Source organism: Gemmatimonas sp. (assembly GCF_044376735.1).
Classification (GTDB): domain Bacteria; phylum Gemmatimonadota; class Gemmatimonadetes; order Gemmatimonadales; family Gemmatimonadaceae; genus Gemmatimonas.
On record NZ_JBILKJ010000058.1, the window covers coordinates 1 to 16,500 of the forward strand.

Genomic DNA, 16,500 nt, shown 5'->3' on the forward strand with positions numbered 1-16,500 from the left:
GGCCTGCAGCTGGAGGATCTTGGACTCGATCGTATCGCGCGCCACGACCCGTGTCGCAATGACCTGACTGGTCTGGCCGATACGATGCGCCCGGTCGATGGCCTGCGCTTCGACGGCCGGATTCCACCACGGATCGAGCAGATACACGTACTCGGCCGCCGTCAGATTGAGCCCATGCCCACCCGCCTTGAGACTGATCAGGAACAGCGGCGGACCATCAGCCGACTGGAACCGATCCACGCGGGCCTGTCGATCACGCGTGCGTCCGTCGAGATACTCGTATGGCACCTCGAGCGCATCGAGGCGCGCCCGTAACAGCGACAGAAAGCTGGTGAACTGCGAGAACACCAGCACCTTGTTGCCCTCGGCCGCGATCTCCTGCAACGCAGGTACGACCGCGTCGAGCTTGGCCGACGGCAACGACGCCTTGGTCGGATCGACCAGCGCCGGATGACACGCCGCCTGACGCAAGCGCAACAGCGCCTCGAGAATATGCATGCGCGACTTGCCAATGCCGTCACGCTCCACGCGATCGAGCAGGCTCGTGGCATACTGACTGCGCAGCTGCTCGTAGAAGGCGCGCTGCTTCGGCTCCAGCTCCACTTCGATGGTCTGCTCGATACGGGCCGGCAGTTCCTTTGCCACCATGGCCTTCGTGCGCCGCAACACCACCGGACGCAGCGCGCGCGACAGCAACTCCTGCGCCGACCCCCCCGTGCCCGCTGGCATGCCAGGACGCAACGAGGCCAACGTCCGCGTAGCTGAACTGAAGGTCGTGGCCGCCCCCAGCATACCGGGATTGAGGAATTCGAACAGACTCCAGAGTTCCTCGATGCGATTCTCGATGGGTGTGCCACTCAATGCGAGCCGATGGTCGGCCTGCAACAAGCGACACGCTTTGGCCGTCGCGGTACCAGCGTTCTTGATCGCCTGCGCCTCATCGAGAATCACGTAGTCGAACCGGCGTGAGCCAAGCCGCGCGATATCACGACGCAAGGTGCCGTAGGTCGTAATCGCCAGGTGCGCATCGACGGTATCGAGGTCTTCCACCGACCGCTCGGCATGACTGAGATCATGCACCTTGAGCTGCGGCGTGAAGCGCGAGGCCTCACGCACCCAGTTGAACACGAGTGAACGCGGCACCACCAGCAACGACATGCCGGCGCCTTCTTCGCGTCGCGCTTCGAGCATGGCCAGCACCTGGATCGTCTTGCCCAGCCCCATGTCGTCGGCCAGACATCCGCCCAGTGCGAAGCGACGCAGGAAGCCGAACCACGAGAGCCCCTCCTCCTGGTAGCCACGCAGCGTGCCGACGAAGCCACGCGGGACGGGGATCGTGTTGATCCCCTGAAACCTCTTGAGCTCCGCACGACCCGCGGCGAGCGTTTCGTCGACATCGACATCCGGCAAGGCGGCCAGCAACACGTCGAGCAACGCGAGCTGCGACGACCGGAACCGGATGCCATCACCGCGACGCACACCAATCGCCAGCAACGCACGCAGTTCATCGAGCGATTCATCGGGCAGAAAGCCAATCACGCCGTCGCCGAACTCGATGAGTCCGGAGCCTTCATCCATGGCGGTGAGGAGCTGCGACAGCGTGAGCTCATGATCGCCATAGCGCAGCGTCCCGGTGAGATCGAACCAGTCGATCCCGGTGCTCACGCGCACCTGCAACGGGCTCGGCGCCACGAACGTCGCGCCGTCGGATTCGATCAACCAGCCATCGCGCACAAGCGTGGAGATCAGCCGCGGCAACGTGTGCGGCTGCACCACGAGCGACATGCGGCTCTCGGCGTACGAGTACATCTCCTGCGCGCCAAGGGCCCGCAGGCGCGTCATGGCATTGCGCTCGGCGGCCGCCCGGCGACGATACAGCGTGCGCGTGTTCTTGTCGAAACAGGTGGAGGCCGTAGACGCCGCGTCCACGAATTCCGCTCCGTACCGGAAGCGCAGCGTGAGCCACGACGGCGACGCGCGCCACGAGCCGGCGCCGCTGGTCACCCGCACCAGCGGGACTGGAGCCGCATCGCTCTCGATGTGCATTTCGCCGGCCGGCAACGAGAGGCGCGGCATGTTGGGCAACGCATGATACTCCGCCAGAAATGCCGACGGATCATCGCCCAGCTCGAACTCGCCCGCCGTCCAGAGCTTCTGCACCAGCGGCCACACCTGATCGCTGTCGAGACGCGAGAGCGTCGTACCGAAGAGCGCCAGCCCCGACTCGTGAATCCAGTTGGCATCGCCCAGCGGGCGTACCGTCTCGTCGCGCAGCAACTCGCCCACGAGCTGATACTGCTCAGGAGTGGGCCGGTCGAGTCGCATGGCGACCTGCCATGGCGTACCGTCGTCCCACGAGATCATCCGCGTATCGAGCGACGGACGATTGCTGCGCAGTCGCGCACGGCCGGTGTCGCAGATCATGCGCAGGGTGGTCCGATAGGCCCGGGGGCGCACAATGAATCCGCCGGTGGGCATCGTGGCGATGCCCTGGGCATCCGAGCTCCCCAACAGCATCTCGGCGATCTGACGATCGACCGGTTCGGGGGCATTACACCAGGCATCGATCGAGTACTGGAAGTGCTTCGGTTCTTCCCAGACGCTGTCGCGATCGCGGCGCTGCGTGGCGATCTCCACCCGCACACCGCGGTGCTGCGCGCTCTCGGTAAGGTGCACGAGATACACGATGCGGCGATCGGCCGGCAGCGATGTCGCGCGATTGGTCACCCGCGTATCGGTGAACACCGAGCGTTGCCGACCACTCGTGTCGCGCAAGGCCGTCTGCCATTCGGGCACGGGCCGATTCGACTCCACGGCGCGCGGCTGAGGCTTCATCACCGCCAACGCATGGCGTTCGAAGGTGACCTGCGGCTCCGCGGCGGACGAGGCGGCGGTCTCGAGCAGCGGTGCGAGAGTGCCCTGCGTGTCCAGCACGCGCAGCAGGGCCCAGAGATGCTTGCAGGCGCCATGTTCCTGCCCTTGTGGGCAGGTGCAGCCCAGATGCAGACGCCCCGGGCGTGGACGCAGAAACACGCCATACGGGCGCGTGCCCTGCACCACGCCCGTCGCCGAACCGGCATCGATGTGCTCGAGCGTGAGCACGAAGGGATCGATGTACGCTTCCCCGCGTTCACGGATCGCCGGCGGAAAACACTGCTCTAACAGGACAGGAATCATGACCAGCGAAGTCTAACCATGACCTCGTCAACGACTGCTACTTGAAGCGAATCCCGTTCGGGGCCACCGCACCCTTGGTCGGCACGAAGGGCTTGGGCGCCGGCCCGCTGCTCGGCACCGGACGCGTCGGACCACGGTGATTCGACGTCACATCGCGCCGGGTCCCCCCCTCGCCCCGCTCGCCGCCACCCTGTGGCTTGCCGGTCCCACTCCCGCCGTCGCTTCGCATGCTCAGGGCGATCCGTCCGCGGGCCAGGTCGATGGCTTGAACCGTCACCTTGACCTTCTGTCCAACCTTGACCGCGTCGTTCGGGTCCTTGATGTAGCGATCGGCCAGCTGACTCACGTGCACCAGACCGTCTTGGTGCACGCCGATGTCCACGAAGGCACCAAAGGCCACGATGTTCGTGACCACACCCTCGAGCACCATGCCGGGCAACAGATCGGACGGCTTCTGAATGTCGTCGCGGAAGGCGGGCGGCTCGAAGGCCGCTCGCGGGTCGCGACCCGGCTTCTTGAGCTCGGCCACGATGTCGCGGAGCGTTGGCATGCCCACGTCATCGCTCACATAACTCGTCAGTTGGATGGAATCGACCAGGGACTCATTGCCCACCAGCGCGCTCACGTCGGCGTGGAGATCCTTGGCCATGCGCTCCACGAGCGAATACCGCTCGGGGTGCACCGCGCTCGAATCCAGCGGATGCACACCGCCTCGCACGCGCAGGAAGCCGGCAGCCTGTTCGAAGGCCTTGGCCCCGAGACGCGGGACATCCTTGAGGTCGGCACGAGAGGTGAGGCGACCCCGTTGATCGCGCAGCGCCACGATGGCCTGGGCCAGTCCGGGTCCGATACCGGCCACATAGCCCAGCAGGGCAGCCGAAGCGGTGTTCACTTCAACGCCCACGCGGTTCACGCAGCTTTCCACGATATCGTCGAGCCGCTGCTTGAGGCGCGACTGATTCACGTCGTGCTGGTACTGGCCCACACCGATGCTCTTGGGGTCGATCTTCACCAGTTCGGCCAGCGGATCCTGCAAGCGACGGGCGATCGACACCGCGCCGCGCAGCGACACGTCGAGTTCGGGAAACTCGGCGCGGGCAAGATCGGAGGCCGAGTACACCGACGCGCCAGCCTCATTCACCACGACCACCTGCGGACGCTCACCGCCGACCGGCGGGTCGAGCTCACGCATGGCCGCCTTGGTGAGATTCTCCGTCTCACGGCTGGCGGTGCCGTTGCCGATCGCGATGAGTTCCGGCGTAAAGCGCTGCAGCAGCATCCGAATCGCCCCGGCAAACCGATCTTCCTGATGCAGATACAACGTGTCGGTGTGCAACAGCGCACCCGTCGCGCTTACCACGGCCACCTTCACGCCCGTGCGGAAACCCGGGTCGAGACCGATCACGCGCTTCTCACCAGCTGGTGACGACAGCAGCAACTGTTCAAGGTTCCGGCCGAAGATCGTGATCGCTTCATCGTCGGCGCGCGTCTTGAGTTCCACGCGCAGCTCCACTTCGATCGCCGGCGACAGCAAGCGCTTGTAGGCATCGGCGGCCACCAGCGTGAGTTGCTGCGACGCCGTGCGGGCGCCGATCACTTCACGCGCCATGCGGGCATTGATCTCATCGACGGGCGCTTCCACCCGCCACATCAACTCGCCTTCGGTCTCACCGCGACGGATCGCCAGCATGCGGTGGCTGGGAATCGTGCCCAGCGACTCCGAGTAATCGAAGTAGTCCTTGAACTTCGACTCGTCGCTCGCCTTGCCCGTCATCACGCTGCTTTTCACGACGCCCTTGGCGCGTGTGATCTCGCGTACCCACCCACGAATGAGCGCGTCCTCCGCCACCTGTTCCGACAGGATGTCGCGCGCGCCCAGCAACGCCGCTTCGACGGTGGGCACTTCCGACGGTTTCCCATCGACTTCGGGGAGGAGATACGCCGCTGCCGACGCCAGTGCCGCGCCATCATCGAGCGAGCCGTCCCACAATCCTTCCGCCAACGGACCGAGCCCGCGTTCGCGTGCAATCATGGCGCGGGTACGACGCTTGGGCTTGAAGGGCAGATAGAGATCTTCGAGGGCCTGCTTGGTATCCGCCGAAAGAATCGACGCCTTGAGTCGGTCGTCGAGCTTGCCCTGTTCGTCGATGCTCTTGAGTACCGCCGCGCGGCGATCCTCGAGTTCGTGCAGATATTCAGCGCGCTCGCGCACATCGCGCAGCTGCACCTCGTCGAGACCGCCGGTCATCTCCTTGCGGTAGCGAGCGACGAACGGCAGGGTGGCACCCTCGGCGAAGAGGGCCAGGGTGCGCTGAACCTGTTGCGGATTCAGCGAGAGTTCCGTCGCAACGCGTGCGACGATGGCGGGAGCGATCGTGTCGGTCATGTGCGCGGATTCTACGCGTCAGGCGAACCGAATTCCACGCCTTGCATTTTGGGGCGCGGTTACCACTCCGCGTGCGTGCCCGCCATCACGCACGCATCAATTACAGCCCGCGACCGCGCTCTCCCAGAGCACCCGCCAGCCGGTCGTACCGCGCGCTAGTACCGCGGCGCCAAGGGCTACGCCATCATCGCGTCCGAACAACAGGCGGACATCAGAGGCGCCCACGTTCCGGAACGCCAGCAATGGCTCCGCGACCACCAGCTCTTCCTCGTGACCGGCGGCACGCTCGTGCCACGCGACTGTCCACGTATTCACCCGCTCGCCAATGGCATCAACGACCATCACGAGTCGTTCTTCCTTCGGATCGTCTTCCTGATTGACGCGGCGAGCCAACGTGGCCACGATGAATGCCGTATCGAGGCCGCGCGTACGCCAAGCGCGCAACACCACGAAGGGGAGTCCGCGAAACGTTCGGCTGGTATCGTCGGCCAATCCCGACGCGAGTCGTGTGAGATCGGAAGCCAGACGAGCCGAGTCGCGCGATGCGAGCCCCTCGATGGAATCGAAGGGAATGGCCGTCACGCGTCCTACCGCAAAGGCGGCGGTCCACGGTGCCACGGTGCTCCCAGCGTCCACCGCGAGACGCGCCACCGGCCAGGCCGTACACCCCGCTTCCACCGGTGGCGCCCCTTCAACAGTGAAGCGCGCCGTTCCCACCTGGCCGCTGCGGGAAAACAGGTCGACACGGCCATCCGCCGCCACGGCGCCGATACCGGCCGTATCACCGACCGTCAGCTCGGTGGCGTCCGGCCGCAGCAACGAACCCGCCACCAGCCCGCCGTCCACCGTGGGGAGTACCACGAACAGGCCGGCCCCGGTGTCCCAGCCACTGCTGGACGCCGACGTGACCACGCTATCCGCGTTCAGCGGAGCACCGACGCTCGACGCCGAATCGGCGGTCGATAACGACGCGCGGCGCTCGCACGCCGCCGCCGACAGCAGCGCCATCATGCCGGCGATGACGCGAACGGGTCCAACGAGATCGCGAAAGCTGCTGCGCATGGAAAGACCGGAAGACGTCAGGCGGCGTACTGGACATCGAGGGTGTGAGCGCGGACTATAATCTGCCGCATGATGATGCCCTTTACGAGACTCCTGCCCAACGCTGCTCATGGCTGATGCCCGCACGGGATCCCGAAAGGGATGGTTGAACGCACTTGGTCTGCATCGACCCGAGTTGCGGGCCTGGGCCATGTACGACTGGGCCGTATCCTCCATGCAGACCGTGATCACGACCGCCGTGTTCCCGATCTACTTCATTCAGGTCGCGGGTGCCGATCGTACACCTGAAGCCGCCACCCAGTCGCTGGGCTACGCCAACACGGTGGCGGCGATCGTGATCGCGCTTCTGGCACCGATTCTCGGGGCGGTCGCCGACTTCAAGGCGGCCAAGAAGCGCTTCCTGTTCGCCTTCATGCTGATTGGTGTGGTAGCCACCGCCGGCATGTTCTTCATCGACCGCGGCGAATTGCTGTTCGCCTCCGCGCTGTTTGTGCTCTCGATCGCCGGCGCCACCGGCAGCATGACGTTCTACGAAGCGCTGCTGCCGCACATTGCGAGCGACGAGGAGATCGATCGCGTGTCCACCGCCGCCTACGCCATCGGGTACATCGGCGGTGGGCTGCTGCTGGCCATCAATCTGGCATGGATCAGCAACCCGGGACTGCTGGGACTGCCAAGCGGTGATGGCCTCACCGCCGATCAGGCCACGTTGCCGGTGCGACTCGCGTTCGTGTCGGTCGGTGTGTGGTGGCTGCTCTTCTCGATCCCCGTGCTGCGCACGGTGCCCGAACCGCCACGGACCGTGGAGTCGGACGAAGGGTCGACCGCCAATCCGTTCGCTATCGCCTTCTCCCGCCTAGGCGAAACGCTGCGTGAAATGCGCCACTTCAAGCAGGCATTTCTGGCGATGCTCGCGTTCACGATTTACAACGATGGCATCCAGACCATCATCAGGATGGCGACGGCGTTCGGCACTGAGATCGGCATCGAACGGCCCGCGCTGATCAAGGCCATCTTGTTGGTCCAGTTCGTCGGAATTCCGTTCGCCTTCGCGTTCGGCACGCTGGCCGGGAAACTCGGCGCAAAACGGTCGATCTTCCTGGGGCTTGTGGTCTACACGGGGATCTGCATCTACGCGTACGACATTCACACGGAAGGGGAGTTCTACATCCTGGCCGTGCTCGTTGGACTCGTGCAGGGCGGCACGCAAGCGCTCAGCCGCTCGCTGTTCGCGAGCATGGTGCCGAAGCACAAGAGCGGCGAATTCTTCGGTTTCTACTCAGTCTTCGAGAAGTTCGGCGGCATTCTCGGACCGCTGGTGTTCGCCATCGCCATCGGGCAGACAGGCAGTAGCCGCGGTGCCATTCTGTGGGTCATCGCGTTCTTCGTGATCGGCGGCGCCATGCTGGCCATGGTCGACGTAAAGGAAGGCGAGCGCGCGGCACGTGCGGCCGATATGAATCTGCGTGCAGTGTGATACGCACTGGAGTGGCTGGCAGCGGATCGCTGAAATAGGAACGGAAACGGCGAGCTAGTCGCTCAGGAGCCGCTCGTCCACCGGCGGGTAAACCGGACCGCCAAGGTCCCAGTGCCATGCCTCGCGGCGGACGTCGGTGCGCGGATCGCGCAGCGGCTTGAATTGCAGACGACTCGCGGGAATCCCCACCGCGTCGCCGTACGCCAGCAGCCGTTCCCGGTCGGTGCTCACGAAATGCACCATGGGGTGGCCCAACCAGACGTGCCGGTGGACCCACAGCCCGCCGTCCATCGCATGGATCATCCCGTCGCGGCGTTTCCGAAACTCGCGTGCGCCCGATGCAAACGTGATATCCCGCAGTCGGGCGGCGCGCCGCTGCGGGTCCGGGTCCGTTGCAATGGAAAACTCGAAAACGTCCAGAGGTTCCTGACTGTTGCTATAGTGTTCTTTAGTTGGCGCAAAAGTGGCGCCTATTCGCAACGAATAACGCCTTCCGTAATTGCAGGACTCACCGGTACAGCCTGACCGTAGAATACCGCGCAAACCATCGGATAGGCCGACGGATGCGTGGCTGTCGCCGACCAACCCCGACCGTTGGCCTCGATGACGGTGATCGTCACGCCTTGCGAGCTCGTAATGCTGATGAGGCTGAGATCATTCGAGTACGTCCCGTTATACGTGAAATACTGCTCCTGCTGCGACGCCACATTCCGCAAATCGCTCTTCATGGACGACGCGTACGCCTTACCCTTGGTGTTCTGAAACCGCGGAATCGCGAACGCCGACATGATGCCGATGATCAGCACCACGATCAGCAACTCCAGCAAGGTGAATCCCTTTCGGAAGCGGGACATCGGCATAGGGCTTTCTCGGGTCGATCCGAAACCACGCGGTCCCGGAAACTGGCATCGGGGAGCGGATGTGATATCCCCCAGTGGATCTTTCCTGTGCAACCCTGATGCCGACGTGTGGAAAAAGACCTAAGCGTTTGAAAAACAACATTTTACGAAGTACAAGCCGGCGTGGTTGATGCGCACGCGTCTTGCAACGCCCATGAGTTCATGCAATGTGCGAGAGTCTGGTACACGCGAAACGAGGCAAGTACCCGCGCACGAACAACGTGGTCGTCACGACTTGGCGGCCACCCAATCGTCCCCCACTCCCATCTCCACCAGCAGGGGCACGTGGAGCGTGGCTGCCGACTCCATCTCCCGCTTCACCAGCACCGACAACGCCGCCTGCTCGCCGGCCGGCAACTCGAAGATCAATTCGTCATGCACCTGCAACAGCATCCGCGACGCGAGCCCCTCGCTGGCCAGCGCCTGATGCACCCGGATCATCGCGATCTTGATCAGATCGGCCGCCGACCCCTGAATCGGGGCGTTGGCTGCCACCCGCTCGCCAAAGGCCCGCATGTTGTGGTTGCGCTCCTTCAGCTCCGGGATGTAGCGCCGCCGGTGGAACAGCGTCTCCGCATATCCCTTCGCCTTGGCCTCGACCACGCAGCGATCGAGGAACGCCTTCACGCCCGCGAACCGGTCGAAGTAGGTGTCGATGAACGCCTTGGCGTCGGCATGCGGAATCTTGAGCTGGCGCGACAGCGCATGCGCCCCCTGCCCGTAGATCGTGGCGAAGTTGATGGTCTTTGCGCGCGCCCGCATTTCGCCGGTCACATCGGCCAGATCCACGCCGAAGATGATCGCCGCTGTTTGCCGGTGGATATCGCCGCCGGCCTTGAAGGCCGTCACGAACGCCGGATCGCCCGACAAATGCGCCAGCAGGCGCAGCTCGATCTGTGAGTAGTCGGCGCTGAGTAACCGCCACCCCGCGCGCGGCACGAAGCCACGGCGGATTTCCCGGCCGAGTTCCCGGCGGCTCGGAATGTTCTGCAGGTTCGGGTCGGTGCTCGACAACCGCCCTGTGGCCGCGACGGTCTGATTGAACGACGTATGCAGCCGGTGATCGCGCGGATGCACCAGCTTGGGCAACGCATCGATGTACGTGCCTTCCAGCTTGAAGATCTCGCGATACTCCATCAGCAGCGCCGGCAACGTGTGCCCTTCCTCGGCCAGCTCCTGCAACACACTCGCGTCGGTGCTTGGTCCGGTTGCGGTCTTCTTCTTCACCGGAAGCCCAAGCGTGTCGAACAGCATCACCCGCAGCTGCGGATTGGAGTTGATGTTGAACTCCTGACCGGCCTCCGCGTAGATCAGCTGCTCCACGCGCTCCCGTTCACTCTTGAACCGCGTCTTCAACGACGCGAACCACGACAGGTCGATGGCGATGCCGTCCCACTCCATATCGGCCAGCACCTCGACCAGCGGCACCTCCACGCTGCGGAACAAGTCCGACATGCCGTGACTGCCCAGCATGGGCTCGAGCTTCGCGCGCAAGCGCATCGTGATGTCGACGTCCTCGCACGAATAGTCGCGCGCAGCATCCACCGGCACCACATCGAACGGCAGCTGATTGCGACCCTTGCCGCACAGCTGCTCGTACGCCGTCATCGTATGGCCAAGAAACTCGAGCGCGAGCAAGTCGAGTCCGTGTGACCGACGCCCCGGATCGAGCACATAGCTGGCCAGCATCGTATCGAACTCGAGGCCGGCCAATCGCACACCGGCGCCGCGCAGCACGAGCACATCGTACTTCGCATTCTGGGCCAGTTTCTTCACGTTCGCATCTTCCAACATCGCGCGTAACGGCGCCATCGCCTCGCTGTCGAACGCCGGGAGATTCACCGGTGGTGCCACGCCGGCGTTCAACCGTCGTCCCGCTATACCGGCATCGCCCGACAACAGCGCAAGATTGCCACCGCCGTCGTCGTGACGATGCGCGAACGGCAGGTAGTACGCTTCGCCGGGAGCGACCGCGATCGACAATCCCACCAGCCTGGCCCGCATTGCATCGATGGTGGCCGGTGCGTCAGGCTCGGGCACCGTCTCGGTATCGAACGCGATGAACGGCACCTCGCGCACGCGAGCCAGCAGCGCATCGAGCGCCGACACGGTGTCCACGGTGACATAGCGCGCATCAGCCAGCACCGGCACACCGCTCGCGCCCATGGTCATCGGCAACGCCGCCGGACGATGCGCCGCAACGGGTGGCGCCTGGACCGCTACATCAGCCACCACCGGCGCGCTGCCCCCCAGCTCCTTCAGCAGCGATGTGAATTCGAGCTCGAGATAGAGATGACGCAGCGCCTGCGTATCGGGGGCGCTCAGCTGCAACGTGGACGGATCGAGCGCGATCGGCACGTCCTGATGAATCGTGACCAACTGCTTCGACAACCGTGCGTCCGCGTCGTGCGCCAGCAGCGCTTCGCGCGGCCGCTTTTTCGTGATGTCGTGCACGCGCGCGAGGATGTCTTCGAGCGCGCCGAACTGCGCGATGAGCTCCTGCGCCCCCTTCTCGCCGATCCCTTTCACCCCGGGCACGTTGTCCGACGCATCACCGACCAGCGCGAGATAGTCGATCACCCGCTCGGGTGGCACGCCGAGCCGATCGTTGGCGTTCTCGACGCCCACCCACTGCTCTTCCACGCTGGCCGGCCCGCCGCGCCCGGGATTGAGCAACCACACGCCGGGACGCACGAGCTGCTGGAAGTCCTTGTCGCCCGACACGATCACCACGTTGTATCCGGCCTCCACCCCTTTGCGCGCGAGGGTGCCGATCACATCGTCGGCTTCAAAGCCAGGCACCGCGAGCACCGGAATGCCGTAGGCAGCCAGCAGCTGATGAATGCGCTCGAGTCCCCGATCGAAGTCGGCCTGCAACTCGTCGGTGAGCTTCTCGCGCGTGGCCTTGTAGTCGGGATACAGCTCGTCGCGAAAGGTCGCCCCCGAATCATGCACCCAGCCCAGCAACTCCGGCTGGTGCGTGACCAACAACCGCTTGAGAAACGTGGCGATGCCCCACGCGGCCGAGGTGTTCTCCCCGTGACTCGTGATCAGCGGTCGCGTCATCAGCGCGAAAAACGCGCGGTAGATCAGGGCATAGCCGTCGATCAGAAACAGACGCGGTGCGGTGGGACGCAGCACCTCGCTCACTGCCGGGACGCCATGCGACGACGGATCGCGTTATCGAGTTCCGCCCGTCCCTGCGCAGACAGGCGCCAGCGGCCGAACCCGGTCTGATCGATGAACACGATCTGCACCCGCAGCTCGCGGTACTCCCAGATCTGCTGGCGCACTCGCGCATTCGGATCGGTCATGCCCGTATCCACGATATTGTCCGGATCACCAAGCGCCACGAAGGCCGTGCCGCGATCGCTCTGCCAGCCCACTGGGGCGTCGTCGCGGAACCGGATGTTGGCCACGCGAATGCGTCCGAAGTAGTCGCGCAATCCCTCATTCTCAGGCGTGCCCGGAATCGGATCGGTGGCCTTGAGAAACGCCGCCCACGCCTCGGGGCGAAACGCTGGCGTGGCATCGCGCAGCGTCTTGAGACGGTCGGCCGTCGTGAAGTAGCGCAGGTACGCGAACATCTCGTCGAACGAGGCGATGGGGAGATCATCGCCGAGGCTCACCAGCACCCGGGCGCGCGCGGTGTCTGGGCGTCCCGGGACACTCACCAGCACGGTGTTGATGCCGATGCCCATCCTGGCGACCGGCACCCCGTACGTTGTGCTGTGTCCGTCGCCACGGGCCGGCAAGTCGATGTCGGTATCGAACAGCCGCGTGTCGCCGTCGCCCATGATGCGGACGTGGGCGCGCGTCGGTGCCGCGGCGCCCACCGCATCGAGATAGAGCGGGAGCACCGAATCCTGTCCGAACACCACCGTGGCGCGTGGACGGGCGAGAATGCGAGGCAGCGAATCGGCCGTGGTACGCGGAATGGCTTCGTACACCGGCAGTGGCGAGCCGAGCATGTCGGGCGAGAGCTGCGGCACTTCGACTTGCACTTCTTCCGAGGCGTTGCGGATGCTCGACTCGTCCTTGATGCTGAGCGCCACGCTGTAGCGCCCCGGCGCCAGCTTCAGGAACTGCTGCCAGATGATGCTTTCGTCGGTGCGAGAGGTTTCGCGGAACGTGGGCACCAGCACCTTCTCGGTGGCCTCGATGCGCTTGACCACCGTGACGCCCTGCCGCACTTCCAGGCGAGCCACATAGCTTGCCGCATAGCGTTCGCCCTGGCGCGTGAAGCCCAGCACCCGCGAGGGCAAACTGAGGGCGATGAGCGTGAGCGTGCTGTCCGGCGTGGGCGAGCGCAGGAACGACACTGACGACACGAACGGGATCGCCCCGGTTCCTGCGATGAGCCCCATGCTGCGATACAACCGCTGCATGTCGGCCGGCGAACCGGGCACGAAGCCGCCACCGGCCATGCCGGCGGCACCACCCGGGCCCGGTGGTGAAACAGTCGAGCCCGGTCCGACCGGCGGCCGCTTCCCGGCGCAGGCGGCCAACCACGCCAACAAGGTGGCGAACATGGTCGTCGCTCTCACCACGGAGCGAATTCGATATGGCATGGCGCGTGGGTTCACGAAACGCATTTTTCCGTCCGTGCAGACACCGGGTGTCCGCCGTGGTTGCTGATCACCCGCTGGAGCCGTGCCGATCAAACGAACTGGTCACGGATTACACGTTATGTCCGGAAGCTGCTTGCTGGTACCGCCTGTCAGCGTTACGTTCGCCCCGTGGCCATTGAGACGCTAGTTGGAACGACGTTGGCCGGCTATACAGTGCGTGGAAAAGTCGGTGAAGGCGGTACTTCTACCGTGTTTCGAGCCGATCATGCCACCCACGGTACGGTCGCCCTGAAAGTGCTGCGCGAAAAGCTGCAGCACGACAAAACCGCGGTCGCGCGATTCCTGCGCGAGGCGCAGTTTGGCGCACGAGTAGAACACCCGAACATCGTGCGCACCCTAGACTACGGCCAATCCGAGAGCGAGCGCTATTACCTCGCCATCGAATGGGCCGGGGGTGAGATCCTCGACAAGTACGCCGAGAAGTCGGGTCCGCTGCCCGCGAAGGATGTCGCCGAGATCCTGTCGCAGATCTGCAGCGCGGTGCAGGCCGCACACGATGTCGGGATCGTGCACCGCGATCTCAAGCCGGAAAATGTCATGTACGATCCGGCCACGCATCACGTCAAGCTGCTCGATTTCGGTATCGCGGCCGATACCGACGCCGCCCCCGATCAGCGTCTGACCCGCGCCGGCTTCTTCGTCGGCACGCTCATGTATGTGGCCCCGGAAGCCCTCTCGGGTGAACTGGTCGGGCCCGCCGCCGACCAGTACTCGCTGGCCACCATCGCGTACTTCCTGCTCACCGGGGTCCTGCCGTACACCGGCAAGTCGCCCCGTGAGCTGTTTTCCCAGCTCCTCACGCAGCCGCCGGTCGCGCTCAGCAAAGCAAAGCCCAATCTCGCCGTCCCGGTAGCCGTCGAACTCGTGGTCATGAAGGCGCTCTCGAAGCAACCCAGCGAGCGCTACCCCACGGTCAAGGACTTCTCGGACGCCTTTGCCAGCGCCGCGCAGACCACCGCGATGGCCAGCACCAGTCAGGCAGCCGCCGCGTCGACCAGTGCCGCAGCGACCGAGGTGGAGGGTGAGGATAAGGGTGGACTCTTCGGAAAAATGAAGGGCTTATTTCGACGCAGCTGACTAGCCTGCTCGCCGAACGGTCGGCCAAGCGGGGCGATTTCGTGCTGGCCTCAGGTCGCCGATCCACGTTGTACGTAGACTGCCGGCTCACCACGATGAGCCCAGAAGGGCAGATGCTCATCGGGCGAGAGGCCCTTGCCGCCCTGCGCCACAGCGGCTGGCCCGTCGACGCCGTCGGCGGCCTGACGCTGGGCGCCGACCCGATCTCCTACGCCATCGCGCACGCCTCGGCCCTCGAAGCCGACGCCGGCATCGGCGGAATGGTTCGGTCCTTTACTGTGCGCAAGGAAGCCAAGCAGCATGGCACCGGCAAGCTCATCGAAGGCCCCTTCCACCCCGGCGACCGGGTGGTCGTGGTAGAAGACGTGATCACCACCGGCGGCTCCGCCCTCAAGGCCGTCGAGGCAATCCGGGCGGCCGGCGGCGAGATCCTGGGCGTGCTCGCCCTGGTCGATCGCGAAGAAGGTGGACGGGAAGCGCTCGAAGCCGCTGGGCTCACGGTCATCAGCCTGGTCACCGCGACCGATCTGCTTCCGCTGATCCCGACGGTCTGATCAGGCGTTCGCCGGGGTTCGGCCCGACCTGATACCGCGCTCGGGCGTGGCGCGTCAGGTAGATGTATGCACACACCCCCCGCCGACCACCACGTCGCCTCCCCGTTTCAAGCGCTCTTCGACGAGGAGCGCGCCAAGGACATCGCCACCTGCCGAGTCGCCGCCACCCGGCGGTTCTGGAGTACGATCTTCATCACGGCTGTCCTGATCGCCGGCCTTCGAATGGGGCTGGCGAATGTGTCGCCCTCGGCCGTCGCGGCGCTGTTCTGCACCGCCATCATTACCAATTGGGGGCTCGCTACCATCGGTGCCTCTACTCGATGGTACCGCCCCTGGTTCAAGTACGTCTTTGCGATGTTCGACACGGCGCTGATCAGCGGCGTGGTCTATCTCTTTGGATCGCCGGTTCTGGTGCTCGCCTACATTCTGGCGATCGTCCCGTACTCATTCGACCGCGGACCGAGCCTCGGCTATCTCACCACACTGTCGTCGGCGGTGGGCTTCCTGGTGGCCAGCTATGGCTACGCGCAGGCTCGGCCGGCCGACGCCGCGCCGTGGCCGGACGTGCTGCTCGCCGCCGCGTTGCTGGTGGTCGTGGCCCAGCAGGTGATTCAGATGCCCTCCAAGCTCATCACCCGTATCCGCCGCACTCGTGAGCGCATGGCGCAAGTGGAACGCGGCGACCTGCAAGCCCGCGCCGACGCCCGTCACGCCGACGAACTCGGGTTTCTCGAAAAGAGCTTCAATCGCATGCTCGATGAGCTCACGCTGCTGATCGACACCGTGCAGCGCGAAGCGGATGCGCTGGCCGCGGTGGCCACGCAGGTACACAGTGCCGCGAGTGTGATCCAGCGTCAGGCCGGTGAAGTGGCCTCTGGCGCCACCGCGCTGCGTGACGCGCTGGCGCACCAGCGCGAACGTGCCCGCGACGGTGTGTCCTCGAGTCAGGACGCGCGACGCACGGCCGACACCACGCAGCAGACGGCGACCTCCACGGCCACCGATGCCCACAGTGTCGACCGAGCCGCCGCCGCCAGCCGCGAAGCGATCGAGAGGGCCACACAGGCCCTGCTGCGGGTAGGGCGTGATGTGAATACGACAGCCGAACAGGTGCGACTGCTGGCCCCCGCGTCGGAGCAAGTCGGCGATTTCGTGGCCACAGTTTCACGCATTGCTCGGCAGACCAATCTGCTGGCCCTCAACGCCGCCATCGAAGCCTCGCGGGCTGGGGATGAAG

At 65.0% G+C, this 16,500-nt stretch carries 11 protein-coding genes; 4 read left to right on the plus strand and 7 right to left on the minus strand.

Annotated features, from left to right (window positions below; genetic code table 11):
- From ACIRA7_RS09780 to ACIRA7_RS09790, 3 genes are all read right to left on the minus strand, one after another.
- On the minus strand, positions 1-3,177 hold a 3,177-nt coding region (locus ACIRA7_RS09780), incomplete at its 3' end, for an SNF2-related protein (RefSeq protein WP_396220657.1).
- A gap of 37 nt (positions 3,178-3,214) precedes the next feature.
- Positions 3,215-5,563, minus strand: coding sequence for a Tex family protein (locus ACIRA7_RS09785; protein ID WP_396220658.1), 2,349 nt, complete (start codon positions 5,561-5,563; stop codon positions 3,215-3,217).
- 96 nt (positions 5,564-5,659) lie between these two features.
- The gene (locus tag ACIRA7_RS09790; RefSeq protein WP_396220659.1) at positions 5,660-6,625 is read right to left on the minus strand and encodes a hypothetical protein; all 966 of its coding nucleotides are present in this window, start codon (positions 6,623-6,625) and stop codon (positions 5,660-5,662) included.
- A gap of 109 nt (positions 6,626-6,734) precedes the next feature.
- Here ACIRA7_RS09790 and ACIRA7_RS09795 point away from each other — a divergent pair, with 109 nt between their 5' ends.
- The gene (locus tag ACIRA7_RS09795; RefSeq protein ID WP_396220660.1) at positions 6,735-8,102 is read left to right on the plus strand and encodes an MFS transporter; all 1,368 of its coding nucleotides are present in this window, start codon (positions 6,735-6,737) and stop codon (positions 8,100-8,102) included.
- Positions 8,103-8,156: 54 nt separating this feature from the next.
- Here the strand turns inward: ACIRA7_RS09795 and ACIRA7_RS09800 are convergent, their stop codons facing one another.
- The 4 genes from ACIRA7_RS09800 to ACIRA7_RS09815 all read right to left on the minus strand — a co-directional run bounded on the left by ACIRA7_RS09800 (position 8,157) and on the right by ACIRA7_RS09815 (position 13,533).
- Positions 8,157-8,405 (minus strand): hypothetical protein, encoded by a 249-nt coding sequence (locus ACIRA7_RS09800; RefSeq protein ID WP_396220661.1) that lies wholly within the window; start codon positions 8,403-8,405, stop codon positions 8,157-8,159.
- A 167-nt stretch (positions 8,406-8,572) separates the two neighbouring features.
- Positions 8,573-8,956: a type IV pilin protein gene (locus tag ACIRA7_RS09805; RefSeq protein WP_396220662.1), complete on the minus strand. Its 384-nt coding sequence runs from the start codon at positions 8,954-8,956 to the stop codon at positions 8,573-8,575.
- 273 nt (positions 8,957-9,229) lie between these two features.
- Positions 9,230-12,151 carry a DNA polymerase I gene (gene polA / locus ACIRA7_RS09810; protein ID WP_396220663.1) on the minus strand — a complete coding sequence of 974 codons (2,922 nt, stop codon included), beginning with the start codon at positions 12,149-12,151 and terminating at the stop codon, positions 9,230-9,232.
- Complete coding sequence (locus tag ACIRA7_RS09815) at positions 12,148-13,533, minus strand: GWxTD domain-containing protein (RefSeq protein WP_396220664.1); 1,386 nt, start codon at positions 13,531-13,533, stop codon at positions 12,148-12,150. The genes polA and ACIRA7_RS09815 overlap by 4 nt, the downstream gene beginning before the upstream one ends.
- Positions 13,534-13,740: 207 nt before the next feature.
- Between ACIRA7_RS09815 and ACIRA7_RS09820 the strand changes: the two genes are divergently transcribed.
- The 3 genes from ACIRA7_RS09820 to ACIRA7_RS09830 form a co-directional block, all read left to right on the plus strand.
- Positions 13,741-14,709 carry a serine/threonine protein kinase gene (locus ACIRA7_RS09820; protein ID WP_396220665.1) on the plus strand — a complete coding sequence of 323 codons (969 nt, stop codon included), beginning with the start codon at positions 13,741-13,743 and terminating at the stop codon, positions 14,707-14,709.
- Positions 14,710-14,714: 5 nt separating this feature from the next.
- Complete coding sequence (gene pyrE / locus ACIRA7_RS09825) at positions 14,715-15,263, plus strand: orotate phosphoribosyltransferase (RefSeq protein ID WP_396220667.1); 549 nt, start codon at positions 14,715-14,717, stop codon at positions 15,261-15,263.
- Between the two features lie 66 nt (positions 15,264-15,329).
- On the plus strand, positions 15,330-16,500 hold a 1,171-nt coding region (locus ACIRA7_RS09830; RefSeq protein ID WP_396220666.1), incomplete at its 3' end, for a methyl-accepting chemotaxis protein.

Bases quoted from the DNA above. Each gene is read 5' to 3' on its own strand.
- ACIRA7_RS09790 (WP_396220659.1), bottom strand. From the start codon at position 6,625: ATGCGCAGCAGCTTTCGCGATCTCGTTGGACCCGTTCGCGTCATCGCC.
- ACIRA7_RS09795 (WP_396220660.1), top strand. From the start codon at position 6,735: ATGGCTGATGCCCGCACGGGATCCCGAAAGGGATGGTTGAACGCACTT.
- ACIRA7_RS09800 (WP_396220661.1), bottom strand. From the start codon at position 8,405: ATGATCCATGCGATGGACGGCGGGCTGTGGGTCCACCGGCACGTCTGG.
- ACIRA7_RS09785 (WP_396220658.1), bottom strand. From the start codon at position 5,563: ATGACCGACACGATCGCTCCCGCCATCGTCGCACGCGTTGCGACGGAA.
- ACIRA7_RS09815 (WP_396220664.1), bottom strand. From the start codon at position 13,533: ATGTTCGCCACCTTGTTGGCGTGGTTGGCCGCCTGCGCCGGGAAGCGG.
- ACIRA7_RS09805 (WP_396220662.1), bottom strand. From the start codon at position 8,956: ATGTCCCGCTTCCGAAAGGGATTCACCTTGCTGGAGTTGCTGATCGTG.